The sequence below is a fragment of the Psychromonas aquatilis genome (genome assembly GCF_038155185.1).
Lineage (GTDB): Bacteria > Pseudomonadota > Gammaproteobacteria > Enterobacterales > Psychromonadaceae > Psychromonas > Psychromonas aquatilis.
On sequence record NZ_JBAKAZ010000009.1, the window covers coordinates 1 to 24708 of the forward strand.

26 protein-coding genes are annotated in these 24708 nt (G+C 37.1%); 6 read left to right on the top strand and 20 right to left on the bottom strand.

The features are described 5' to 3' along the window. Nucleotides 1-373 precede the first annotated feature (373 nt). From V6256_RS03780 to V6256_RS03810, 7 genes are all read right to left on the bottom strand, one after another. The gene (locus V6256_RS03780; protein ID WP_341596730.1) at nt 374-1333 is read right to left on the bottom strand and encodes a DHHA1 domain-containing protein; all 960 of its coding nucleotides are present in this window, start codon (nt 1331-1333) and stop codon (nt 374-376) included. Further along, the gene (cysC, locus tag V6256_RS03785; protein WP_341596731.1) at nt 1333-1965 is read right to left on the bottom strand and encodes an adenylyl-sulfate kinase; all 633 of its coding nucleotides are present in this window, start codon (nt 1963-1965) and stop codon (nt 1333-1335) included. Before cysC ends, V6256_RS03780 begins: the two co-directional genes overlap by 1 nt. Nucleotides 1966-2055: 90 nt before the next feature. After that, on the bottom strand, nt 2056-3783 hold the full coding sequence (locus tag V6256_RS03790; RefSeq protein WP_341596732.1) for an SLC13 family permease: 1728 nt from the start codon (nt 3781-3783) through the stop codon (nt 2056-2058). Between the two features lie 65 nt (nt 3784-3848). Next, complete coding sequence (gene cysN, locus V6256_RS03795; RefSeq protein WP_341596733.1) at nt 3849-5258, bottom strand: sulfate adenylyltransferase subunit CysN; 1410 nt, start codon at nt 5256-5258, stop codon at nt 3849-3851. A gap of 47 nt (nt 5259-5305) precedes the next feature. Beyond that, the gene (gene cysD / locus V6256_RS03800) at nt 5306-6214 is read right to left on the bottom strand and encodes a sulfate adenylyltransferase subunit CysD (protein WP_341596734.1); all 909 of its coding nucleotides are present in this window, start codon (nt 6212-6214) and stop codon (nt 5306-5308) included. 110 nt (nt 6215-6324) lie between these two features. Continuing rightward, nucleotides 6325-6777 (bottom strand): YbaY family lipoprotein, encoded by a 453-nt coding sequence (locus tag V6256_RS03805; RefSeq protein ID WP_341596735.1) that lies wholly within the window; start codon nt 6775-6777, stop codon nt 6325-6327. Between the two features lie 33 nt (nt 6778-6810). After that, the gene (locus V6256_RS03810; RefSeq protein ID WP_341596736.1) at nt 6811-7941 is read right to left on the bottom strand and encodes a site-2 protease family protein; all 1131 of its coding nucleotides are present in this window, start codon (nt 7939-7941) and stop codon (nt 6811-6813) included. Between the two features lie 149 nt (nt 7942-8090). Here V6256_RS03810 and V6256_RS03815 point away from each other — a divergent pair, with 149 nt between their 5' ends. Together V6256_RS03815 and V6256_RS03820 are read left to right on the top strand one after the other, a co-directional pair. Further along, nucleotides 8091-8450 carry a DUF2750 domain-containing protein gene (locus V6256_RS03815; protein WP_341596737.1) on the top strand — a complete coding sequence of 120 codons (360 nt, stop codon included), beginning with the start codon at nt 8091-8093 and terminating at the stop codon, nt 8448-8450. Nucleotides 8451-8544: 94 nt separating this feature from the next. After that, nucleotides 8545-9138, top strand: coding sequence for an RNA methyltransferase (locus V6256_RS03820; protein ID WP_341596738.1), 594 nt, complete (start codon nt 8545-8547; stop codon nt 9136-9138). 46 nt (nt 9139-9184) lie between these two features. Here the strand turns inward: V6256_RS03820 and V6256_RS03825 are convergent, their stop codons facing one another. After that, nucleotides 9185-10564 (bottom strand): PhoH family protein, encoded by a 1380-nt coding sequence (locus V6256_RS03825; RefSeq protein WP_341596739.1) that lies wholly within the window; start codon nt 10562-10564, stop codon nt 9185-9187. 263 nt (nt 10565-10827) lie between these two features. Between V6256_RS03825 and V6256_RS03830 the strand changes: the two genes are divergently transcribed. Beyond that, a complete protein-coding gene (locus tag V6256_RS03830) occupies nt 10828-11130 on the top strand; it encodes a DUF496 family protein (protein WP_341596740.1) in 303 nt (100 codons plus the stop codon). A gap of 60 nt (nt 11131-11190) precedes the next feature. Next, complete coding sequence (locus tag V6256_RS03835) at nt 11191-11946, top strand: 4'-phosphopantetheinyl transferase family protein (RefSeq protein ID WP_341596741.1); 756 nt, start codon at nt 11191-11193, stop codon at nt 11944-11946. Nucleotides 11947-11952: 6 nt separating this feature from the next. Here the strand turns inward: V6256_RS03835 and V6256_RS03840 are convergent, their stop codons facing one another. From V6256_RS03840 to V6256_RS03850, 3 genes are all read right to left on the bottom strand, one after another. Further along, entirely contained in the window at nt 11953-12357 is a 405-nt protein-coding gene (locus V6256_RS03840; RefSeq protein ID WP_341596742.1) for an acyl-CoA thioesterase, read from the bottom strand. Nucleotides 12358-12365: 8 nt separating this feature from the next. Continuing rightward, complete coding sequence (locus V6256_RS03845; protein WP_341596743.1) at nt 12366-12818, bottom strand: low molecular weight protein-tyrosine-phosphatase; 453 nt, start codon at nt 12816-12818, stop codon at nt 12366-12368. Between the two features lie 243 nt (nt 12819-13061). Continuing rightward, a complete protein-coding gene (locus V6256_RS03850; protein WP_341596744.1) occupies nt 13062-13553 on the bottom strand; it encodes an elongation factor P hydroxylase in 492 nt (163 codons plus the stop codon). A 136-nt stretch (nt 13554-13689) separates the two neighbouring features. Here V6256_RS03850 and pdxH point away from each other — a divergent pair, with 136 nt between their 5' ends. After that, nucleotides 13690-14343 (top strand): pyridoxamine 5'-phosphate oxidase, encoded by a 654-nt coding sequence (pdxH, locus tag V6256_RS03855; RefSeq protein ID WP_341596745.1) that lies wholly within the window; start codon nt 13690-13692, stop codon nt 14341-14343. 82 nt (nt 14344-14425) lie between these two features. Here pdxH and V6256_RS03860 read toward each other — a convergent pair whose 3' ends face one another. The 4 genes from V6256_RS03860 to moeA form a co-directional block, all read right to left on the bottom strand. Further along, nucleotides 14426-15406, bottom strand: coding sequence for a Solitary outer membrane autotransporter beta-barrel domain (locus V6256_RS03860; protein ID WP_341596746.1), 981 nt, complete (start codon nt 15404-15406; stop codon nt 14426-14428). A gap of 9 nt (nt 15407-15415) precedes the next feature. Beyond that, on the bottom strand, nt 15416-16816 hold the full coding sequence (locus V6256_RS03865) for a cobyric acid synthase (protein ID WP_341596747.1): 1401 nt from the start codon (nt 16814-16816) through the stop codon (nt 15416-15418). 89 nt (nt 16817-16905) lie between these two features. After that, nucleotides 16906-17958, bottom strand: a complete 1053-nt coding sequence (aroG, locus tag V6256_RS03870; protein ID WP_341596809.1) for a 3-deoxy-7-phosphoheptulonate synthase AroG — start codon at nt 17956-17958, stop codon at nt 16906-16908. Between the two features lie 92 nt (nt 17959-18050). Then, entirely contained in the window at nt 18051-19298 is a 1248-nt protein-coding gene (gene moeA, locus V6256_RS03875) for a molybdopterin molybdotransferase MoeA (RefSeq protein WP_341596748.1), read from the bottom strand. 408 nt (nt 19299-19706) lie between these two features. On the opposite strand from moeA, the gene V6256_RS03880 reads away from it, so the two are divergent. Then, the gene (locus V6256_RS03880; protein ID WP_341596749.1) at nt 19707-20921 is read left to right on the top strand and encodes a pyridoxal phosphate-dependent aminotransferase; all 1215 of its coding nucleotides are present in this window, start codon (nt 19707-19709) and stop codon (nt 20919-20921) included. 48 nt (nt 20922-20969) lie between these two features. Here the strand turns inward: V6256_RS03880 and rlmM are convergent, their stop codons facing one another. The 5 genes from rlmM to V6256_RS03905 are packed head-to-tail and all read right to left on the bottom strand — an operon-like array spanning nt 20970 to nt 24644. Then, nucleotides 20970-22061, bottom strand: coding sequence for a 23S rRNA (cytidine(2498)-2'-O)-methyltransferase RlmM (gene rlmM, locus V6256_RS03885; protein ID WP_341596750.1), 1092 nt, complete (start codon nt 22059-22061; stop codon nt 20970-20972). A gap of 32 nt (nt 22062-22093) precedes the next feature. After that, complete coding sequence (locus tag V6256_RS03890; RefSeq protein ID WP_341596751.1) at nt 22094-22483, bottom strand: DUF423 domain-containing protein; 390 nt, start codon at nt 22481-22483, stop codon at nt 22094-22096. A 10-nt stretch (nt 22484-22493) separates the two neighbouring features. Beyond that, nucleotides 22494-23339 carry a 3-deoxy-8-phosphooctulonate synthase gene (kdsA, locus tag V6256_RS03895; protein WP_341596752.1) on the bottom strand — a complete coding sequence of 282 codons (846 nt, stop codon included), beginning with the start codon at nt 23337-23339 and terminating at the stop codon, nt 22494-22496. Nucleotides 23340-23390: 51 nt separating this feature from the next. After that, entirely contained in the window at nt 23391-24251 is an 861-nt protein-coding gene (locus tag V6256_RS03900) for a SirB1 family protein (protein ID WP_341596753.1), read from the bottom strand. Between the two features lie 3 nt (nt 24252-24254). Then, nucleotides 24255-24644: a SirB2 family protein gene (locus tag V6256_RS03905; protein WP_341596754.1), complete on the bottom strand. Its 390-nt coding sequence runs from the start codon at nt 24642-24644 to the stop codon at nt 24255-24257. Nucleotides 24645-24708: the final 64 nt, after the last annotated feature.

The following is a 24708-nucleotide window of genomic DNA, read 5'->3' on the forward strand; positions in this document are numbered from 1 at the left end:
TGCTTTAATCGCAATAGATAAATCAATTAGATCATATTTTTACTTAGATTGGTATAAGCTTGCCAATACTGATAACACGTTAAAAGAATTAATGGCTTTAATGATAGTAGGTTTGAGTGATACTGGATTAGAAAGATACTAGGTTTAAAGATATTCGTTTAGATAAGTGCCAGGTAACTGGCCAAGGCAAACGTTTTGCGTTTTCTATTATCCACCAAGGTACCGAGTAAAGAGGAATCCATATCTAGAAGAACATGCCAAGGCAGGTATCGTTAACTGATAAATAACAATAGCAATTTAGGGAGCGCGATAAAACGCCCCCTTATCTAATACCAATCACGATAATTAATTTATTTAACGTAACTGCTATAACTTATTTTTTATAATGCGCTTCAACCAGCTCAATAAAATGGTTTAATTCATTTTTTGGTAACTGATTAATACCTGCTGCGGCCGCTCGACCACCTCCAGATTCAAACTGACTACAAATATCCCCTGCGCCCTGCTTATTATTAAGCGGCGCTCTAAGAGAAACAAGGTAGTTATTTTGTGCATTTTGAGTCAGCACAGCAAAGGCACTATCAGGTTGTTGGTTAGCTAATAAGTTGCCATAAACACCACTAATTCTTCGTGACCAAGGCTGATCAGGTAATTCAAAAATGCTGAGTAAATCTGATTTATATTGAGCAGGTATAGCCAATGCATTGTTTAAATCTTCTTGGTAAGCAGCTTGTAGTTTGATATAAGGTGACTGCGGGTCTGCAATCACGTCAAAAGGTGATTCATACTTAAGTAATAAACGATACAGTTCAGCGGGATCAAAATGTAAATCCGATATCGCAGCGCCATAACCATTATAATTAATTAATGTACCGAGCTCTTTCAACTGCTCTTTTTGAGTTGCATCATATCCAGCTTGATCTGCTAACTTTTCAGCACTGGCAATCATATTATCACCATAAGCCGCACATATTGCCCAACTACGGTATTTACCTTTTAAATATTGATCGATGATCAAGGCAGTACAAGTATTTGCATCTAGGTCGATCATTGCCGTTAAATGCTCTGATTCTGGAATATCACCAGCACGATGATGATCGACATAAAACGTTTTAACGCCTTTCTCTAACAGTGCATTTAATGCTTTGCTGTTTTTTTCCATAGAGATATCTAATACGGTGAGTGTGTCACTCGCATTCGCATCAATATCCGCTAGTAATTGAATATTTCTTTTTACGCCTGTGACTAATGTAGACTGCTTAGGCTCATTTAAACGTAATTGAATTAGTGAGATGATACCGTCTGCATCACCATTAAAAATATCATAATGCATTATAAATACTCATTTTGTTTTAAATAATCGATAACCTGTTGTGCACATGCTTGAATTGATTTTTGATCTGTTTGCACATGTATTTCTGGGTTCTCAGGTTTTTCATAAGCACTATCAATACCCGTGAAGTTCTTAATTTCACCAGCTCTTGCTTTTTTGTATAAGCCCTTAGGATCGCGAGACTCACAGACTGCTAAAGGCGTATCAATAAACACTTCTATAAACTGCCCTTCAGGTAGCTGTGAGCGCACCATTTCACGGTCAGCAACAAAAGGCGAAATAAACGCAGTCGATACCAATAAGCCAGCATCTGCAAATAATTTAGAAACTTCCCCAACACGACGAATATTTTCGACACGGTCTTTATCTGAAAAACCCAAGTCACCGTTTAACCCGTGACGCACGTTATCACCGTCTAACACATAGGTTTTTGCTTTATGTTGAAAAAGCATTAAATCAACTGCATTAGCCACTGTAGATTTGCCTGATCCGCTTAAGCCTGTAAACCATAAAACAGCTGCTTTATGACCATTTAATTGGCAATGATCTTGATGTGAAACACTGGCTTGATGCCATACAACATCAGATGATTTATCACCATCCACTTCTTTTTCTATGTAAGGACTAGTCATAATAACTCTCTCTTAATGTGTTTTAATATTCAATGTTATCGCTAGTAAAGTCGATAAATAACAATATTAATTAATAATTTTTTATAATAATTACAACCCAAATACAAGCACGATTGCTGTCACGCAAGTCACGCTATAAACTAAACTCATTGGCACACCGACCCTGATAAAATCATTCAATTTATATTGGCCAGCATTAAAGACCATTAAGTTTGTTTGATAACCATAAGGACTAATAAAACTCGCACTTGCACCAAAAGCTACTGCCATAATAAAGGCCATAGGATTTGCATCTATACTATTAGCAAGGCCATAAGCAATGGGAAAAATTAATGCAGCGGCTGCGTTGTTTGTCACTAATTCAGTCAATAATAATGTGATAATGTAGACCATAATTAATGCCAATAACGGGCTAAACAAATCTGTATTCGCACTCATTAAAGCGGTGAAATTATCTATTACCCCACTATTTTGTAGCGCATAAGATAATACGATTGCGGAGGAGATGATTACCCAGATTTCAACCGGAAATCTTCTTAATAATTCATTAGTTGTTAAACAGCCGGTAAGTAACAACACGCCTAATAACAATAAAACAGCTTTGAATAACGTCAAAATACCAAATGCAGCCAAAACAATCGCAGCAAAGAAACCAACGATAGCCAGTACCTCTTTAGTGCCAGTAAGACGCGAATCCAGTTCTACATCCGATAGTAGTATAAAATTCTTACGTATATTACGACGTGATTTAAAATCTTCACCAACGGCCAACACTAAAAAATCACCAGGCTTTATTTTAAGTCGTCCTATCTTACCAGAGACCTTCTCACCATCACGTTTAATCGCCACAACAGCTGCATCGAATAATGAGCGAAAACCAACAGACTTTAACGTACTGCCATTTAAAATACTTTCTGAACGAACCACAACTTCACGTAGGTTACCTAGAGGAAGACCACTATTTTCTGCAAAAATAGATAAGCCATCAAACATACGTAACTGACTTACTTTTGAAATATCACCACTAAAAATTAACTTATCATTTGCTTGTATGATTTCATTGGGCGTAATCGCCGTTAATTGTAGATCTCCCCTCATTATTTCTACTAAAAATAATGACTGCAGATGTCTTAGGCCATTTTCATCGATGCTTTTACCTACTAAGGTTGAATCGGGATTCACTTTAGCTTCTATAAAATAAGATTCTGATTTGCTACTTTTCATCATATGGTCTGGTAATAGGGAACGACAAAAATACAGTGTCGTCCCACAGGTAACCACTAAGGCTAATCCCACTAGCGTAAAATCAAAAAAACCAAGTGATGGTAGGTTCATATCTAATACCAAACTATTCACAATCAGGTTGGTTGATGTCCCCACTAGCGTTAATGTGCCTCCTAAGATAGCAGCATATGAAAGAGGAATAAGTAACTTGCTAGCAGAGTGATTAGGATTATTGCGAATCGGTGCCAACATAGTTGAAACAACAGCAGTGTTGTTGAGAAATGCAGATGAGAAAACGGTAAAACCGAATAAACGCAACCAGGTTGCACTGTAAGTAGGTCTAATGACTTTCATCGCCACTAAACGTAATAAACGTGTTTTTTCTAATGCTATCGAACATAGCATAAGTAGAATTAAGGTCAGTAAACCTTGATTAGAAAGGCTTTTTATCACCTGTTCAGTAGAAACCATTTCTGTGGAAAATAGAGACAATAATGCAACACCAAAAACTAAACTGGGGCGTTGTTGAAATTTAATCAAACCAATGATGGTTAAAATGAAAACGGCAAGTACAAAATAGGATTGGAATGTCATGAATACGCCATCAATGAAGGGTGATCAGAAGTCAGTATCAACTAACAACTGATCACTTTTTAGAATTATCCTTTTAGGATATCTTTCGCTTCCCAGTGTGGGAAGTGTTTACGTACTAATGCGTTAAACTCAACTTCAAAGTCACTGTAATCTGATTTAGATTCAGCTTTACCTTCGATAGCTTGTTTAATCATACCCGCACCAACAGTTGCGTTAGATAAGCGGTCAATAATAATGAAAGCACCAGTCGCACGGTTTGAAGCATAAGCATCAAATTGTACTTCTTTTGCCACTTCAAAATTACAACTACCAATCTCATTTAGGGCAAGTTGATTTGCTGGTTTTTGCTCAATAGTATTAACATCTGTTTGGTAGTTAACTGCAGTCACAGAACCTACAGTAGAATTACTACCTACTTTAATGATGTATTCACGATCAACATGCAGAGCAGTTTCATCCATCCAAACAACATCAGCTTCAAAGTTCTTAGTTGATTGTGGTTTTTCATGTGGACGAACAATCATATCGCCACGGCTGATATCGATTTCATCTTCAAGTGTTAATGTGATCGCCATACCTTGGTAAGCAACATCAATATTGCCATCAAAAGTAACAATCTCTTTTACTTTACTTTGCTTACCTGATGGTAATGCTTCAATTATATCGCCAATACGGATTTCACCTGATGCAATTGTTCCTGCAAAACCACGGAAATCTAGGTTTGGACGATTAACGTACTGAACACCTAAACGGAATTGTTTATTATCATCACTACTGATTTGAACAGTATTAAGTAGGCGTAATAAAGGAGAACCTGGGTACCAAGGCATGTTTTCGCTTTGGTTTACAACATTGTCACCTTTTAGCGCTGAAATTGGTACAAAACGTACATCAGCAATATTTAACTGTTTAGCAAACTCACGGTAATCGTCTTTTATTTTCTTATAAACATCTTGATCGTAATCTACAGCGTCCATTTTATTGATAGCAATCACAACATGCTTAATACCCAATAAAGAACAGATATAAGAGTGACGACGAGTTTGAACTTGTACACCGTGACGCGCATCAATCAGAATGATCGCTAAGTCACAAGTTGACGCACCAGTTGCCATGTTACGTGTGTATTGTTCATGTCCTGGTGTATCTGCAATAATGAATTTACGTTGCTCTGTTGCAAAGTAACGGTAAGCAACATCAATTGTGATGCCTTGCTCACGCTCAGATTGTAAACCATCAACTAATAATGCTAAGTCAAAAGACTCATCAGTTGTGTTGAATTTTTTAGAGTCTTTCTCGATTGCAGCCATATGATCTTCAAAGATCATTTTACTATCAAATAATAAACGTCCGATTAATGTTGATTTACCATCATCTACGCTACCACAAGTGATAAAACGCATCATGTCTTTGTTTTCATGAACACGTAAGTATTCTTCGATATCCGATGCGATTAGATTTGTATCATTACTCATTTTTTTTCCTTAACTCTTTATAGGATTCAGTTATTTCAAGCGTTTGCCTAGAAGTAACCTTCCATTTTTTTCTTTTCCATCGAACCCGCAGAATCGTTATCGATCACTCGGCCTTGTCGCTCAGATGTAGTTGTTAATAGCATCTCTTGAATAATCTCTGGTAATGTTTTTGCTTCAGATTCAATCGCACCAGTTAGAGGGTAACAACCAAGCGTACGGAAACGTACATTTTTCATTTCAGGTACTTCGCCTTCTTCAAGCGGCATACGCTCATCATCAACCATGATAAGAGAACCATCACGCTCAACAACTGGACGAGGAGCTGAGAAGTACAGTGGCACCATTTCAATTTGTTCTTGGTAAATGTACTGCCAAATATCAAGTTCAGTCCAGTTAGACAGTGGGAATACACGAATACTTTCACCGCGGTCTACTTTAGAGTTATAAATGTTCCATAATTCTGGACGTTGGTTTTTTGGATCCCAACGGTGTTTCTTATCACGGAAAGAGTAAACACGTTCTTTCGCACGAGATTTCTCTTCATCACGACGAGCACCACCAAATGCAGCATCAAAACCGTAATGATCTAAAGCTTGCTTAAGACCTTGAGTTTTCATCACATCAGTATGCTTAGCAGAACCGTGTGTGAATGGCCCCATGCCCATTGCAATACCTTCTGGGTTTTTGTGAACTAACAAATCGAAATCATATTTCTTTGCTAAATTATCACGGAATTCAATCATCTCTTTGAATTTCCAGTTAGTATCAACATGTAAAAGAGGGAAAGGTATTTTGCCAGGGTAGAATGCTTTACGGGCAAGGTGTAATAACACTGATGAATCTTTACCTATTGAATATAGCATCACAGGGTTATCAAACTCTGCAGCTACTTCTCGCATAATTTGAATTGATTCAGCCTCAAGCGCCTTAAGGTGAGTTAATCGTTTATTATTCATGTGTTTCCTTACAAAGTCACAAGGTGTTTATAATTTATTGTATTATGCATTTATTAAAAAAAAATGCAGTAACGAAATAAGATAGATTATAGTAAATTGTTATAAGACCGTTAAATAGTTGTATTTTTTAAACCAGTTACAGGCGAAACTATCACTTTGATCGCACTACCGTCAAACGCAGCTATTCGATTTTTGTTAATAAAATATAGTTGCCCATCAACCTCAATCCTAACGGAGATGGTGAAGTTTCTTTTATCTTTAATAATACTCGGGTCGTAATTCATACTAAACGACCAGGGTGCGTTAGAGGTGAGCATAATAGTTTGTTGCGCTAGTACGATAGCACTGACATCTTGGCGAGATGTATCCTGAAGTTTTACAGTTAACGTTGCTGAATCAGGTAAGATAATACCTTCATTGTAAGTCACCGTTCCAAAAACAGCTTGAGCATCAACGCCATTATAGTTTTGATAAGTGTTGGTAGTCTCAGTGTTGACCTTTGGGTCACTACAACCCAGCATCAATAAAGGTAAAGCTATCAAGCTGAATTTTTTTAAATTCAATGTCAATTCCTTTTGCTATCAAATAAAATTAGATTAACTTCCTAGTATAATCAAAGGTAATGACATTAATTCGTCGCCAGTCTTCGCAAAATAAAAAATAATGCCAATTAAACTCGATATAGTCACTAAATACCACGTTATTGAAAATAGTTGCCCATAACGATCAAGGGGTAATAAAGAGCTATTAAAGCGCCCTTTCCACTCAAATATAATTTCAACACAACCTATAATTAATAAAAAACCTAATAAAGTCAAATTTAAAGCATAACTAGCAACAATGCCGATAAGTGCTCCAGCAATACAGCTAACCAACCCTAGTTTACTATTCATAGAAAAGCTAATACTTTTTAATATATGCCCGCCATCTAAAGGTAAAATAGGTAAGAGATTAAATAGATTAAGCAATGCATTGAAAGCGGCAAGACCAGCAAAAAATTGACTATCAGTTAGCCAATACATAAGCACACAAAAAATTGACATCAATAGCCCAAATGTGGGTCCCATGATTGAGATAACCACATCTTGCCAACGCGTGTTTATTTTTTCATCAGTAACCGCTAATCCACCAATAAACGGAATTAGATAGATCCCTTTAGTTTTCATGCCAAAATGCTTCATCGCTCTGATATGGCCATACTCATGAAACACCAGGCACACAATTAAAGATGCTGCAAATTGAAAAGAAAAAAACCAACTATAGGCAGCGACACTTGCCCCGGCTAATACAACTTTAATCACTTTAGCGCTTTTAAATAACTTTAAGGCAAGACTACCAAGGCCAATAATACTCAGCTTTGTCGGTTGCTTATTAATAGCAATAGGCGTTTGTTGTTCAATGTCTTTTTCATTACGAGATGATGACTCAATGGTTTTACCATCAACCTTTAATGTATAGCTAAGTAAAAATGGTTGCCAAGTCAAATCTACCTCTAACTCACATACGATAGATTTGGATTGCGCCGCTAACACTTCAGCGTTGTTTATATCGTTATCGACATTTACCTGCTGTATTAACTCAAAGCGGTGTGTTTTTATACCTTGGCTAGCTTCACTCGCGGTAATTTGAGAAACAATTTGTTCTCCCCACACTAATTGTTGCCACCCCGCCATTGAGGCTTCGAGACGTAGCGTTTTTCCAAACAGTTGTATTTGTAATAATTCCATCTGACTTCCTTTTTTAATTACAACAATTATGCCTGAAGATAAAAATACTAACCATCATGATATTTCATTAAATTGCGATCATTTCTCACTATCAATTATTAGCTTAACCCGTATACTAAGCATCCCATTAAAAGATAAAGAGATAGACCATGACTCAAAACATTGCAGCATTAGAAAAATTCCAAAATGACGTTAAAGACAGTCAAGTTTTATGGGCTCTGCAGGATATAGCAAGCGGCGATTGGGTGGTAATGGATTCCATGCAATATGAAGAAACTGAAGTGATGCCTTTATGGTCAACACAAGCACTTGCACAAAAACATTGTGTTGAAGAGTGGGAAGAATATGTTGCAGCACCAATTAGCTTAGCTGACTGGTTTGAATTTTGGTTAGAAGATCTAGTGGAAGATGACGTAATTGTTGGATTAAACTGGGTAGGTGAAGAAGACGATATCGAATTAGGTTTATCTGAATTTACAGAAGCATTAGGTCAAATAGAAGCTTTATAAAGCTAAGGTGCTGTTAATTTGATATTGGCAGCGCATCCCTCCTCTTACATTTATATCAACACTTATTAGCAATATACCTGAAAACAGTAAAACTATGTCCGAAAAAAATATACAAACTAATCATCAAAAACGCACTTTTATTGCACTAACTAACCCTAAAAGCTCATCGAACGTAGGCGGAGCCATGCGTGCTGCGGGTTGTTATGATGCCCATAAAGTAGTCTATTCTGGAGAACGTTTTAACAGAGCCGTTCGCTTAGCAGCAGACACACAAAAAGTGCACGAAATTGTGCCATTAGTGCATTATGAAGATATGTTAACAGCGCTCGAACCTGGCATGGAATTAGTTTGTGTAGACCTTATCGAAGGCGCAACGCCATTACCTAATTTTAAACATCCTGATAATGCCATGTATTTATTTGGGCCTGAAGACGGGACAATTAAGCAACAAGTGATCAACAAAGCAGATCACGTGGTTTATGTACCAACTATTGGTTGCATGAATTTAGCAGCGTCAGTAAATGTAGTGCTTTACGATAAATTATCGAAATCTCAGGCACATCAAATTGATAATGACTTAATCAAAAGTAGCCGAGATAAAAATAATAAAATCAAAGTAAAACAATTAAAATACGAAAAGAATCGAATAAAAGAAGCGAAAAGACAAGCTTTAGAAGCTGAAAAATAACAAACAATGGCTTTCTATTTAAAAGCCATTGCTTATGAACCGTTTATTAAAGATGCTCTTCTGCAAACTCTGCTAAGCGGCTTCTCATTACGCCATTTAAGTAGACATTTGCACTGCCTTCAAAATCTTTGAATCGTTCAACGATATAAGTTAACCCCGATGTCACAGGAGTTAAATAGTTACTGTCAATTTGAGCAAGGTTACCCGAACAAACTATTTTAGTGCCCTCACCACAACGAGTAATAATCGTTTTAAGTTGTGAAGCGGTTAAGTTTTGACACTCATCTAATAAAACAAAGCTATTTTGGATACTTCGCCCACGCATAAAGTTAACGGATTTGAACTGAATATTGGCCTTATCCATTATATAATTCACTGAGCTTGCACTACAGTTATCATTTTTATGCAGTACTTCTAGCGTGTCAGTTACAGAAGCCAACCAAGGCATCATCTTTTCTTCTTCTGTGCCTGGTAGAAAACCAATATTCTCCGCAACATCGGGAGTATTACGCGTCACAATAATCTTATCATACAGCTTTTGTTCGATAACCAACTCTAAAGCTGCAGCGACAGCGAGCAAGGTTTTACCACAACCAGCAGGCCCAGTTAAAATCACTAAATCAACATTCGGATCAAGCAATGCATTGATCGCCATGCCCTGATAAATATTCTTAGGTGTTATCCCCCAAGCTTGCTCACCCATTAGGCGATCATAACCAATATCTAAAAGCTCAACACCACCTTTGTAATGATCAGTTATCTTACCAACAAACTTATTGCTTTGATCAGTGACATATTGATTAGGGTAAGGCGTTTTAATTTTATCTGTTTTTATTTGATGGTAAGTATCTTCGCCTCGATTAAATGTTTCACACTCGCAAATATCATCCCAAAATTCACCTTCAACCTGCTGATATCCTTTACTTAGTAAGTCGACATCATCGATTAATTTATCCGTGCGATAATCTTCAACATACTTCAAACCGGCCCCTTTGGCTTTCAGGCGCATATTAATATCTTTAGTAACTAATACAACTCTAGAAGGGACTTTGCTTTTTTGTAAGTACAATGCCGCATTGATAATACGATTATCGGGTTCGTCTTCACTAAAAGACTCTTGGAGAAATGAAGCATGGTGATCAGCAAAAATAGAAATAACACCGCCGAGTTGAACACCTTTGTGTTCGATTCCAACGCCTTGGCTTATTTGCTCCGTGGTAGCATCTTGAAATAACTTCTCTAAACTTCTAATGGCAACTCTGGCATCTCGACTGACGTCTTTTTGCCTATCTTTGATACGGTCTAGTTCTTCTAAAACCGTCATTGGTATCACAACATTGTGTTCTTGAAAGGAATATAAAGCTAGGGGTTCATGTAATAAAACGTTGGTATCAAGTATATAATATTTGCGCTCGGCTTCTGTCATGAATAACTCCTCTATTGGAATAATATTGCGATTACATCTACATATAAACAATAAGTTATTTCATATTTATGACAACAATGTCACTTGCTCAAATAACAGTCAAGTTAAAGTTTCAATCATTTATCTATCAAATTTTGAAAAAATCTGTTTCGTAAATTACTCCTGTGGGTATAATCAAGGTACTGTTAAAATAACGATTTTATGGAATAACATGATTTGTTGTTCATAAAAGAATTAAGACTATAAATCAAAAGGTGTTAGACATGAGTACAGTTCTTGAGTTAGTTAAAAACACTCGCCGTAAAAATAAATTGAAACGTGAAATCATTGATAACGAGAAAAAAATCCGTGATAACCGTAAACGTGTTGACCTATTAACCAACCTGTTAGAGTACATTACTCCGACTATGTCACACGATGATATTGTAACTATCGTAAAAAACATGCAATCAGATTACGAAGACCGTGTAGATGACCATATTATTATTGGTGCAGAATTATCTAAAGAGCGTCGTGACGTAAACAAGCAAATCAACTCATTTAAGCGTCCAGAAACGAATAAATAATATTGATTTAAACTTAAAAAGAGCACTCCGCTCTTTTTAAGTTGTAAATAAGGTACATCATTGAACCCGCTTATCTCTTCTTATAACGAGCTGAAAGCTAATCGTATTGATTTATGGTTTATTGACCCACTTCAATTAACGAATTTCTCTGATGATTATATAAAATCTATTTTATCGCCTGATGAAATAACTAAGTTTGCCTCCTTTAAACATAAAGAAGCACAGCAAATATTCCTTATTACACGACTTTTCACGCGTTTGATATTGTCGCAATATGTTCTCTGTTCACCAATCAACTTACAATTCTCACGAAATAAGCACGGTAAACCTGAGTTATTAGGTAACCCAAATAATATTCGCTTTAATTTGAGCCACAACAATCACTTAATTGTAATGGCAGTAACGATTAATGATGATATTGGTTGTGATATAGAAAGCCCGGAACGACGTATTTCCATCCTACCAATCAGCAAACGTTACTTTGCAAAACAAGAGCATCAAGCACTTAGCCTATTAACTAGTGAAGCGCAGCAGCAACTATTTTTTAAGTATTGGACTTTAAAGGAAGCTTTTGTAAAAGCAGTCGGCGTAGGAATTAGTTTAGGCTTAGATACATTTTACTTCAACATAAATGAAGTTGACGATAAACAAGTTATCAAGCTGCAGTTTAATGATACCTATCCATTGGCAAAGCATAACAATTGGCGGTTTTATCAAAAAACCTTAAATAAACAAATGTTAGCCATTTGTAGAGAATCAAGTATCGAGCAGTCCATTAACTATATAGATGCCCAATCCCTGTTTAAAGATAAATAATAGCGTTTAACTAGCTTGTAGCGCCTCCATTATTTCTAACGGTAAAGGCTGCAGTTGTTTATTTTTATCTAAACAAACCATTTCAATATCACCAACAACAGCTGCACGTGTCGCACCAGGCCGCCATACTTCTTGACGCCACAGCGTTTTATATTTTCCATCGATAATAAAGCTGGTACGGATATCACAAATTTCAGCGAACTCTACACCCTCTTGAAAAGTTAAATTAGCTTTATAAACAGCAAAACCAATACCTTTTTCATTCCATAACGTATTTAATCGTTGGCTATCGATAACATGCTCACGTGCTCGTTCGAAATACTTTAAAAAATTCGGATGATATACAACCCCAGAATGATCTGTATCTTCATAATAAATTTGTACTGAATGGTGATATGTTTTTTGTGTCATTAAATCTATTAACCTATTTTATCTAAAATGTTTTCACTGGCTAACTCTAGCAAATCCAGCACTAATTCAAAACCTTGTTCTCCGCCGTAATAAGGATCAGGAATTTCCAGTTGATCTGTATCGCCCATTTCCAAGAACAGCGATATTTTATCCTTGTATTGTGTCGGGCAAACCGCCAGTAAGTCTTGTTTATTTTGCTTATCAGCTGCTAAAATATAATCAAAATAAGCAAAGTCTTGTTCTTTTACCTTGCGTGAAAAGATACCATCAAAACAATAACCACGTTTTTCTCCTGCTGCCATCGCACGTGAATCAGGCGTACTGCCATGGTGATAACCAATAATACCCGCAGAATCAACTTCGACAGTGATCCCTTTGCTCGCCGCCTTGGCTTTTAATACCGCTTCCGCTGTTGGAGATCGGCAAATATTACCTAAGCAAACCACTAGTATTTTTTTCATATTACAACCTCTCGCTGAAAAATAACTTGATAACTACAGAACTAAATAACTACAGTATTGTACATAACATAGTATCCAATTTATCCGATAAGCTAACATGACTCAGCCTTACTCTTTAAAAGCGTAATTCAACTATCAATGTAAATCATCCTCAAGCCACCAAAAAAGCAACAGATAATTGACTGGTATTAACCCCCCATATGCACCTAAAAAATAAAAGTGATTACTGGCTGTCAATCTGCATTAAGTCGATATTTTACGCAGTGCCGCTAAGACTTTACTTGCAGTAAAAGGAGGAGTGTTAATCATTTCATTGTAAGCTGCCTCTAAACGCTGTAAAAATAACGGAGAGGCAGGTCTTCCCGAAAAGTCATCAGTGCTCGGCGAAAATTTAATCCCGACGATCTCACACATGGCTTTCTCTAATCCTTGTGGCCTTGCTTCTACTAGCTCAAATTGCGTTTGTTCTTCTGCACTTCGTCCACATGGAGAATACCAATAACCAAAATCGTCGAGCTTTCTTCGTCTATCGCCGGCAAGGCAATAATGCGCTAACTCATGTAATAGGCTTCTCGGATAGTTTTCTCTAAAATATAAGACCGCTTTATCTGTCTCGGTTGGCGCTTTATAGAAAGGCTCATCGGCCCCACCTTGAATGGTTAATGCTGGAAATACCGGCGCTAGTAATTTAATTAAAAACTCGCAGTACTGATCATCAGTAAAGGTGTTGTGCATTGAGTGTTACCTGTTATTCATCATTTTAATTTACTCATCGAGCTAATATTTTTTAATGAGTAAAAACAATATTATCGACAAGGTTATTAACAAATTATACACTTCAGTCTCGGTCCAATCTAATGAAAAGATAACTATGTCACTACTAAGTAAACTTCGTTGCGCATTTACCTTAGGTCAAGGTGTATTGATTGAAAATAAAACACTCACTACCACTAACGACCCTATTAATTTTTTTAAATCTTGGTTAACTGAAGCTGAAGATACGGGAGTTGTATTACCTGAGTCGATGTCCGTTTCAACTTGTACAGCTGAAGGTAAACCTTCCTCTCGAATGGTCTTATTGAAAGAAGTTGATCAAAAAGGATTTGTATTTTTCACTAACTATAGCAGTAGAAAAGCCGGTGAGCTTGAGCAAAATCCACATGCTGCTTTATTGTTTCATTGGAACATTCTACAACGCCAAGTGAGAATAGAAGGTCGTATTGAACGCGTAAGTCATGAAGAGTCAGAAGCTTATTTTCATTCACGTGGGCGAGGCAGTCAAATTGGTGCATGGGCTTCAAGACAAAGCCAAACACTGGATAAACGCCAATCTTTAGTCGATGCTGTTAAATATTATGAAAATAAATTCGCAGGTAAAGAGATCCCGCTACCTGAATTCTGGGGTGGCTACCGTGTTATTCCTGAAAGTATTGAGTTTTGGCAAGGTAAAGCGGATCGATTACATGATCGTTTTGTTTACACGCAACAAGATGGGAAATGGGTTGATACTCGTTTAAACCCATAAACTCAAAGGGCGTAGATAAGCAGCTGTTAAGTTTTCTGCTTATCCACGCCCTTTAGCTGTTATCTAATTCGACACTTAATGGCTATTCATTCCAATATAATACTAATGTCGCACCACTAATAGAACTACCGTAATTAATGGAAACCCCAATACCAATATTATCCAATAAAGGGACTTTTTCATTGGTATCAATTACCCACCCTAAACTGGTTTCATAATAATAGCCATCATCAGCCATCGACTCTAAATCACCAAACAGATCAATGCGTTTAAAATCTATTGTCAAAAAATCATGCACACCCCATAACTCAGGCACATTCACCGTTAACTCAACACCATTGGTGGAGCGCCAGCCCTCGGGGTTCATTTTATCCGGATGACGAATCGAGCCACCTAATCCATGCCCATAAATATAATTGGTTTTATTATGAACACGCCAAGTCCCCCACTCTTCATCTTCTGAATAACCAATTCCCACGATTGGCTCAGCAATAGCAGCAAAAGCGTTCACATTAAAAACTCTACCTTCAAGTTCATTAATAATGCTGTCTGGTACCCCTTCACCATAATGGTATTTGTTTTCATAATAGGTCAAGTGCAAACCTAGCTCTGAAGTCAGATACCAATTATCATCTAAATGATAAAATTGCGAATAGCTACCATAAACACCCACAGTATCTTGCTCTAGGTTATCTTTAATACCTTCATAAATTTCACTATCTCGTTCAGTGCTTATATAGAATGCACGCATGGTTATTGCTTGTTCAAACTGCTCATTAATAGGTTCAAGATCCCAAGTATAAGGAACAACAAATACCTTCAAGCTATTTTTCAAACTAGCGCTGCTTTCGGTACCAAAGCCCGGATCATCTACATCTAAATCGAAATTAGCAAAACCAAATGTCAACGCATCACTGTCTGAAATCAAGGTTGCGATCGCAAAGGCTTCTTCTACTGTGTTATACGCTTCATTACTATCAGCATGGGCATTGATAGCAGTCATGACCAGCAAACATGGAACAACAATCTTGGTCATTTTTCTAGTAAAAAATCTTTTCAACATTCTCTGTGCCTATAACCAACCATGCTCTTCAAACATATTGGCTAAATTATCTAATTCCTGGTTAATGTGTTCCTTCCAATCTATTCCATTTTGCGGAGCATTAAACTGCGCCATAAACCAATTATAAAAAACTTTATTATCAAACAACCCGTGAAGGTAGGTAGCATATACATTTCCTTGCTGCCAACCAATATGCTCAGCGATAAAGCTGTGCACGGTGTCATTTAATACTACACTTTTGCCATGATGTATCTCATAGGCCTCTAGTTTTTGTTCTAACCACTGTAAATTCACCTGTTTTGTGGCTTTGTTATGTGCCAGTGTGGTGCTGATATCAAGTAAACCTAACGCTTTTTTATTACCGTCTTCAAGCTTTAATGGATCGTTAATATGTTGACCAAGTATTTGTAAACCGCCACAAACACCTAACACCAATTTACCGGTTTTAGAAAAGGCATGAATTTGTTTATCTAAACCATTCTCTTGTAAAAACGCTAAACTTTTGCCGCTGTTTTTACTGCCCGGTAAAATAATCGCATCAAACACAGACAAATCTTGGCACTCTGAAACAGGCACAAGGTTAATATCCTGTTGATGACTCAATGCATCAAACTCATCCATATTTGAAGCATATGGATAATAAATTAAGGCCACATTAATCACACCATGTTGCCAGTTATTAGCTAATCTAAAACTATCTTCTTCAGGTAATTGATGGCGATGATAAGGGAGGTTTGCCACCGTTGGTATGCCTGTTTTATCCTCTAACCACTGCATCGCATTACCTAATAAAGCAGGATCACCGCGAAACTTATTAAGTACAAAACCTTTAATTAACTTTTGCTCTTCTGGTGCTAAACAAGCCCAAGTTCCAAGCAGATGAGCAAAGGAACCACCTCGGTCAATATCAGAGACGAGGTACACATCTGCTTGGCATGCTAATGCGACACTCATATTAACAATATCACCCTGACGTAAATTAATTTCCGCCGGGCTACCCGCCCCTTCAATCACCACTTGCTCATATTCATCTTGCAATTGACTTAATGCGCTCAATACTTTTGGCCACAGGAGCTTTTTTCTCTCCATCCAGGGCATGTTGGAAATAACCGAGTCGACTTTACCGTTAATAATTACTTGGCTAAAGGTATCCGCACTGGGTTTTAATAAAACTGGGTTCATTAATGCAGATGGCGTTGTTTTTGCCGCAATTGCTTGCAGGTATTGTGCACGACCAATTTCTAAACCATCTTTTGTAATAGCAGCATTATTACTCATATTCTGTGCTTTAAACGGGGCAACTTTAACCCCTCTATTTGCTAATAAACGGCAAATTGCAGTGACAACGAGTGACTTTCCTGCATCACTGGTACAACCTAAAATCATTATAGGTCTTTGTTTATTGGTCATTGATAACTTCTGTTTTAAAAGGTAAAAAAAAGCACCGTTTACACAGTGCTCATTAATATAACGTTGCCATTAATTTTAAACAATTAATATTAACCGCGGCGTTTGATTACTGCTTCAGAAAGCTGTGCTAACAATGTTTCTGTTGCATCCCAACCGATACAACCATCAGTAATACTTTGGCCATATGTTGGTTTAACACCTTCACATAAATCTTGACGACCTTCTATTAAATGACTTTCAACCATTACACCAGAAATAGCTTTATCGCCGCCAGCAATTTGCTCACAAACATTAGTACAAACTTTCATTTGGTTTTCGAATTTTTTCGAAGAATTTGCGTGGCTGAAATCAATCATTAATGTTTCTGGCTGACCTGATTTTTTAAGGTCTGCTTTAATTGCCGCTACATGCTCTGCGCTGTAGTTTGGCTCTTTACCACCACGTAGTATGATATGACAGTCAGGGTTACCCGCTGTTTCAACAATTGCACTGTGACCAAATTTATTCACAGATAAGAAGTGATGTGAAGCATTCGCTGCACCAATCGCATCTACTGCAACTTTAATCGTACCATCTGTACCATTTTTAAAACCAACAGGACATGAAAGACCAGAAGCCAATTCACGGTGAACCTGTGATTCAGTAGTACGAGCACCAATAGCGCCCCATGACATGAGATCCGCAACATATTGTGGTGTGATCATATCTAAAAACTCAGTCGCCGCAGGTAAGCCTTTACCATTGATATCTAATAATAATTTACGTGCTGTACGTAAACCTTTATTGATATTAAAAGTACCGTTTAGCTCAGGATCATTGATTAAGCCTTTCCAACCAACGGTAGTACGTGGTTTTTCAAAATAAACACGCATTACTACTTCAAGTGAATCTTTGTATTTTTCACGCAATGGTAATAATTTATCCGCGTATTCTAGTGCCGCTTCAGTGTCGTGAATTGAACATGGGCCAATAATAACCAGGATGCGATCGTCTTTCTCGCTTAGGATATTACTGATAGCTTCACGTGAACCTGATACTGTATGGCTGATTTCAGGGGTAGCTGGAAATTTTTCTAATAACGCAACGGGCGGTAATAATTCTTTGATTGCAGTTATGTTTATATCATCTGTTTTAATCATAATTTGTCCTGGTACACATCTTAGTGCTAATTGTTAGTATATTATCTATTGTTATTTAAAACTATTATTGTCTTATCAACGATTTAGGTTAATCGTTAATCCATTAAAGCCCCGTAAGGCTCAATGATGACCGTCTCCCCTGCAGCAACATTTCCTCTTTCTTGCTCAAGTACAACAAAGCAATTTGACTGACTCATTGAACTAAATACGCCAGATCCTTGATTACCTGTAGTTGTTACCACTAACTGAGATTGCTCATTTAGTGAATATGTTCCTCGTTGAAAGTCCATTCTGCCGGGGGCTTTACGTAAAGAATCTGTACTTATTGCATTGAGGCGTAGAGCCGGTTTAATTTGCTCTCCACCCATTGCTGCCATTGCTGGCACTGCGAGTTGGTATAGAGTCACGATAGCCGAAACTGGGTTACCTGGCAACCCAAAAAATACACTGTTTGGTAACTTACCGTAAGCGAATGGTTTGCCTGGTTTAATTGCCAGCTTCCAAAAACCAATTTCGCCTATTTCACTTAACACTTGTTTAATGAAATCGGCATCACCAACGGATACACCACCACTTGTTATTACTGCGTCTGCTTGCTGATCAGCAGCTAACATCGCTGCCTTTATTGCTTCATAATCATCACGGATAATCCCAAAATCAATGATTTCGACATTTAAACGCGACAGAAGCGCTATTATGCTATATCTATTACTATCGTAGATATCGCCTTCTTGGAGGGTTTCACCTAGACTTTTTAACTCGTCGCCAGAAGATAAAACCGCCACTTTTAATTTACGATAAACAGGTACATTAGCAATGCCTAACGAAGCCAACAAAGGTATATCTCGCGATGTTAGTTTATGGCTTTTTTTCAGCACCGCCTGCCCCATCGATAGATCTTCACCGGCAAAACGAATATTGTTATTAATCTTCACCGTATCACTGAAGGTTATCTGTTGATTATTTACAACACACTTCTCTTGCATAACAACACAGTTTACATCGTCTGGTACCACGGCACCTGTCATTATTCGAATACACTCACCGGAATTTACTTTTCCTGTAAACGGCTTTCCGGCAAAAGATTTACCCACCAATGACAAAGAAATAGGATTATCCGAAGTACAATTTGCGAGGTCTTCGGCATGCAATGCATATCCATCCATTGCTGAGTTATTAAAAGCAGGTACATTATTAGGGGAAATAATTTCCGAGCAAAGTGTATAACCTAAGGCATCCGATAAAGGTAAACTTATCTCTTCACAGACAACTGATAATTCTTTGTGCATTACTGCTAATGCATCAGTCAAAGGCATTAGCCCTTGTACATCACACCCACTCATTGCTTTCCCCTCACTTTAAAATAACCAAGATTGATTGTGTCCTTTTATTTCGCAGGGCGCAATTCCATAAACTAAAGAAATACTGTTAAATTACCTAATCGCACAAAAACTTGATTTAAATGATTATTTTTCATACAAAATAACAGATTTGCATAACAAGATTGGGGATTATCAATCGTTCTCTGTACTTTTATTAAGCACGACAAAGGTGACAGTGTGATGAAATATTGTTTTATAAGTATTGATACAATACAAAAAACACAAAAGATTAAGAAGTTAAAGGAAGAAAGCAGGCTTAAACAATGATACCGTTAATATATTATGGATTACACTTCACTAAATCAATGAGATAAGGTAGTTTAACAGAATGTTGTATAAGCTATAAAAATAAGGATAAAAGGGAATCAAATGTATTCAATTGTTCGTTCAAACAAATTAGATAACGTATGCTATGACATTCGTGGACCAGTATTAAAGCAAGCTAATAAATTAGAAGAAGAAGGTCAACGTATTCTTAAATTGAACATTGGTAATCCCGCCCAATTTGGTTTTGAAGCCCCAGAAGAAGTATTGGTTGATGTTATAAAGAACTTACAACACAGCCAAGGTTATTGTGACAGTAAAGGTCTATTTTCTGCTCGTAAGTCTGTCATGCAGCATTATCAAGCAAAAGGCTTATTATCGTTAGATACCGATGATATCTATATTGGTAATGGCGTGAGTGAGTTGATTGTGATGGCGATGCAAAGTTTACTAAACAATGGCGATGAAATTTTAGTTCCTTCGCCAGACTACCCTCTTTGGACTGCCGCTGCGAACTTATCAGGCGGTAAAGCCGTGCATTACATCTGTGATGAAGAATCGGATTGGTTTCCAGATATCGATGATATTAAATCTAAAATAACATCTCGTACTAAAGGTATTGTATTAATTAATCCAAATAACCCAACCGGTGCGGTGTACAGTAAAGAGTTATTAGAGCAAATAGTAGAGCTGGCTCGTCAACACAACTTAATTGTATTTTCTGATGAAATCTATTCAAAGATTGTTTATGACGACGCTGTACACATTCCATTAGCAACTCTTGCCGATGATATTTTAATTGTTACCTTTGATGGTCTATCAAAAGCCTATAGAGTTTGTGGATTCCGAGTTGGTTGGATGATGATCAGTGGAGCCAAAAGGCAAGCTCGAGACTATATTTCAGGCATTGAAATTTTAGCCAGTATGCGTTTGTGTGCAAATGTTCCTATGCAGCATGCGATTCAAACATCTTTAGGTGGTTATCAAAGTATCAATGAATTAACGGTACCAGGTGGTCGTTTATATGATCAAACACAAACCGCTTGGAAGTTATTGAATGATATTCCAGGTATTAGCTGTAAAAAGCCTAGAGGCGCCTTATATCTTTTCCCTAAATTAGATCAAAAGAAATTCAACTTAAAAGACGATCAACGTTTTGCAATGGATTTGTTAGTAGAAGAAAAAATCTTAATTGTACAAGGTACAGGATTTAACTGGCATAAACCTGACCATTTCCGAATTGTTTGTTTACCACGTGTTGATGAAATGACAGTGGCAATCAACAAGATTGGTAAGTTCTTAGATGGCTATCATCAATAACAAATAGACATCTAGCGCCGATACAAAGCCTGTATCGGCGCTAGTTAACTACTTATCTAAAGCGCCATAGAATTTATCAGTTAAACGCACATGCACGGTAATTTCTTCACGGTCATGGTAGAGGTGTTTGGCTTGAAGTTCATAATTAAAACCAGCCTCTTCAATAATATCTGTTAATAATTTTAAATCTTCTGTCGCTTCTTGATAACGCTGCTTCATTGGTAATTTCAGATTAAAGATAGCCTCTTTACACCAACCATCAACCAACCATTGCGCCATCAATTTTGCCACACGTTTTGGTTTTTCAATCATGTCACACACTAACCAGTGGATGTTCTTACGCTCCGGTTCAAACTTAAAACCGTCTTCCATATAGTGAGTTATTTGACCTGTATCCATTAACGACTCAGCCATTGCACCGTTATCAACACAACTAACAAACATACCACGACGAACTAATTGATAAGTCCAACCGCCAGGGCAAGCTCCTAAATCAACAGCACGAAGACCAGAATGGGCACGTTGTTCTTGCTCTTCTTTAGTTAAAAATGTCTGAAAAGCTTCGTCTAATTTTAATGTTGAACGACTTGGCGCTTCATTTGGAAAACGTAAACGAGTGATTCCCATATGTTGCTCACTGCGGTTATTTGGCAAAGAATAACCAACATAAGCCGTTTCATAATCCATAAAGCAAACATGAGTACGGCGCTTTTTCATGTTTTCTTTTTTAGTCAGATTATTATGCTTTTTAAGTGCTTGTCTAAACGGCACTGTGAATTTACGACAGAAGGTTAATAATGGTTTTGTTTCATCCCCTTCAGGGCATTCTACAAAAACATCACCGGCCATCGGTAAGTTTCGGGTAATTTCTAAAATAGGTTTAATACGATCTTCTGCAGGTAACTCTTCTACAAGCGCAACTGCTACGATCATTTGTCGCGCAAAAATAAGCTGTGAAAAATTCAATTGTTCAGCTAGCCCTTCAACTTGCGAAGGGTCATAACAGTGGTATAAAACAAAGCCACTGTTTTTTAACGTTTTAATATAACCAAAAACTTCTAGTTCACTTGCTTTAGCTTGAATTTCATTAGCACAGTCATTTTCAAAACCGGGACGACAATATAAAAGAATACCTAACATAACTACCTCATTTACTCTGTTTGAGTAAATCTTTATTTTTTATTTGAAAACATAGAGAACGCTAATAACAACCAGGCTAAGATTAAAAATAATCCACCCAATGGCGTCACCAGAACTAATGACTTTGAAGCCATAAACACTAAATAATATAAGCTGCCGCTAAAACAAAAAATACCAGCGGTAAAACAATACAGACTTGCACTGATTAATCGGCTGTTAACAATTGAATTAATGGTCGCTACAACAATTAATGTAATAACATGAAAGAGCTGGTAGTGAACAGCAGTTTGAACTTGAGAAACTTGTGCAGGCGATGCCCAATTAGCTAAACCATGGCTCGCATAAGCGCCTAACATTACAGCTGTTGCGCCCAATAAGGCAGCAACAGCAATAAAACAACGTGATTGTTTAGTTAGTAACAATGGTTTTGCCTTATTCAGTAACAATAGGTGCTAGACTTTTTGCTAGCTCATCCATTTGCTTCATTTGCGTTAAGAAAGGCACTAATTTATCTAATGGTAATGCACATGGCCCATCACATTTAGCATTGCTTGGATCTGGGTGAGACTCTAAGAATAGCCCAGCAATACCTTGCGACATACCCGCTAAGCCTAATTGAACAACTTGACTACGACGACCATCGGCACTGTCAGTTCTTGCACCAGGTTTTTGTAATGAATGTGTCACATCAAAAATAACAGGATAATTTGTTTCTTTCATTGTGCTAAAACCAAGCATATCAACTACAAGGTTGTTATAACCAAAACAACTACCGCGTTCACATAAAATAATCTTGTCATTACCAGCTTCATTGAATTTAGTAATGATATGTTGCATTTCATGAGGCGCAAGAAATTGTGCTTTTTTCACGTTAATTACCGCTTGAGTTTCAGCCATTGCTTGCACTAAATCCGTTTGGCGACTTAAAAAAGCAGGTAATTGAATTACATCAACGACTTCAGCAACCGGTTTAGCCTGATATGGTTCATGCACGTCAGTAATAATTGGTACGTTAAAAGTAGATTTGATTTCTTCAAAAATACGTAAGCCTTCTTCTAAGCCTGGACCACGGAAGCTATTAATAGAAGAACGGTTTGCTTTATCAAATGAAGCTTTGAAAACATAAGGAATACCTAGTTTTGATGTTGCTTCAACATACGTTTCAACCATTTTCATGGCAAGGTCACGTGATTCTAAAACATTCATTCCACCAAATAAAACAAATGGAAGATCGTTAGCTACGTCTATATTACCTACTTTGATAATTTTCTGAGTCATTTTTTCTCTCTTAATTGTCGCTCAATTTTATGAGCAACAAACATAAATAATTTAATGAAGAACTTGAGCAACAAGATCATCACTCATACTTTTAATTTGTTGTTTAAGTAAACTAACAATCGGATCATCAGGACACTGTTCAATGAAATAAGTAAAATCATTGCATGCGAGTTGAAAACAATCTAATTGTTGAAATAAAAAACCACGATCCCTTACTTCAAAAGCATCTTCTGGATCAAGTCGCAGCAAAATATCACTGCATAATAACGCTAATTCAACATTATCAGCCTGAATATATCCAGCCTTAATCACATTAACATAACGCTTGATAATTGTTTCATTGCTATCTGCTTGCAACATATCAGAGGTTAAACGCGCATGGTTACCTAATTGACCACGGACTTTAAGCTCAAGTTCCGTAAAACCAACTAATTGCCCGTTAAATGGGTCAATATACAGCGATTCATTATTAAGCAATACTTTGACAATAAACCCACTTGGAAAACAAATGCCGTAAGCATCAAAGCCAACTTCCTTTAGCATTTCAATGAGTAAAAAACCTAAACTAATCGGCACCCCTTTGCGGCGTGATAAAACAGAAGAAAGTAATGCATTTTTTACTTTAAAAAAGGCTTTCCAATCTCCAGTAAACCCTTGCTCGTCATAAACACAACGTAACAGAGCGTTTAACTTATCAAGATTATTTTCAGGTTGATTGCTCAGCTTCGATTTAATAACAATTAACTGCAACTTCATTGCATCTTGAAACTTAGCAATAGACTGGCCGGTTATTTCCGACTCAGCCATACAGGCTAACTGAATAAGAGAATAAGCATTGTAATCTATTCCCTCATAAATTAGCGTCGTATTTGAAACAGGTTGTTCAATGATGCTTTGCTCATCTAATTCCATTGTTTACCCCACTAATAAAATAGCTTGTTTGGTGAACGCAAGTTTTGCAATATAGGCTAACCAACCGAATGCACCGATAAATGCTAGCCATTGAATATTAGGTTTAGTTTCTTCTTTTAAGGAAACTTGAACCATTGCAAAATATGCAACAAATGCGATCAGCTTTTCAAGTAACCAAGCCCCACCGACATCCAATGACGGCACCCAAGGAACAGTGACCATCAGTAGAATACCTAGGACAATAATCGTTAAATGTGTGTGTAGGTGAATTTTTTTATAAACTGCTTTTTGTGCATTCGCATGCCCTGACTTCAACCAGTAAAATCGTAATATGTACACGATAATAGCTAACAGTATAAACGTCATATGTGTGTGTTTTAGTATTGAGTACATCGTTTTCCTATAGAAAGTTAAAACTAACTACTGTCATTTTGTGAAACAAAGATAGTTATTTATT

Coding starts and splice junctions, on each gene's coding strand:
- V6256_RS03815 (WP_341596737.1), top strand. CDS start 8,091: ATGACTCAAAACATTGCAGCATTAGAAAAATTCCAAAATGACGTTAAA.
- V6256_RS03810 (WP_341596736.1), bottom strand. CDS start 7,941: ATGGAATTATTACAAATACAACTGTTTGGAAAAACGCTACGTCTCGAA.
- V6256_RS03780 (WP_341596730.1), bottom strand. CDS start 1,333: ATGCATTATGATATTTTTAATGGTGATGCAGACGGTATCATCTCACTA.
- cysN (WP_341596733.1), bottom strand. CDS start 5,258: ATGAGTAATGATACAAATCTAATCGCATCGGATATCGAAGAATACTTA.
- V6256_RS03860 (WP_341596746.1), bottom strand. CDS start 15,406: ATGTTGAAAAGATTTTTTACTAGAAAAATGACCAAGATTGTTGTTCCA.
- moeA (WP_341596748.1), bottom strand. CDS start 19,298: ATGAGTGGGTGTGATGTACAAGGGCTAATGCCTTTGACTGATGCATTA.
- V6256_RS03820 (WP_341596738.1), top strand. CDS start 8,545: ATGTCCGAAAAAAATATACAAACTAATCATCAAAAACGCACTTTTATT.
- V6256_RS03905 (WP_341596754.1), bottom strand. CDS start 24,644: ATGTACTCAATACTAAAACACACACATATGACGTTTATACTGTTAGCT.
- pdxH (WP_341596745.1), top strand. CDS start 13,690: ATGTCACTACTAAGTAAACTTCGTTGCGCATTTACCTTAGGTCAAGGT.
- cysD (WP_341596734.1), bottom strand. CDS start 6,214: ATGAATAATAAACGATTAACTCACCTTAAGGCGCTTGAGGCTGAATCA.
- V6256_RS03900 (WP_341596753.1), bottom strand. CDS start 24,251: ATGGAATTAGATGAGCAAAGCATCATTGAACAACCTGTTTCAAATACG.
- V6256_RS03790 (WP_341596732.1), bottom strand. CDS start 3,783: ATGACATTCCAATCCTATTTTGTACTTGCCGTTTTCATTTTAACCATC.
- V6256_RS03850 (WP_341596744.1), bottom strand. CDS start 13,553: ATGCACAACACCTTTACTGATGATCAGTACTGCGAGTTTTTAATTAAA.
- V6256_RS03845 (WP_341596743.1), bottom strand. CDS start 12,818: ATGAAAAAAATACTAGTGGTTTGCTTAGGTAATATTTGCCGATCTCCA.
- V6256_RS03880 (WP_341596749.1), top strand. CDS start 19,707: ATGTATTCAATTGTTCGTTCAAACAAATTAGATAACGTATGCTATGAC.
- V6256_RS03825 (WP_341596739.1), bottom strand. CDS start 10,564: ATGACAGAAGCCGAGCGCAAATATTATATACTTGATACCAACGTTTTA.
- V6256_RS03830 (WP_341596740.1), top strand. CDS start 10,828: ATGAGTACAGTTCTTGAGTTAGTTAAAAACACTCGCCGTAAAAATAAA.
- rlmM (WP_341596750.1), bottom strand. CDS start 22,061: ATGTTAGGTATTCTTTTATATTGTCGTCCCGGTTTTGAAAATGACTGT.
- V6256_RS03865 (WP_341596747.1), bottom strand. CDS start 16,816: ATGACCAATAAACAAAGACCTATAATGATTTTAGGTTGTACCAGTGAT.
- cysC (WP_341596731.1), bottom strand. CDS start 1,965: ATGACTAGTCCTTACATAGAAAAAGAAGTGGATGGTGATAAATCATCT.
- kdsA (WP_341596752.1), bottom strand. CDS start 23,339: ATGACTCAGAAAATTATCAAAGTAGGTAATATAGACGTAGCTAACGAT.
- V6256_RS03840 (WP_341596742.1), bottom strand. CDS start 12,357: ATGACACAAAAAACATATCACCATTCAGTACAAATTTATTATGAAGAT.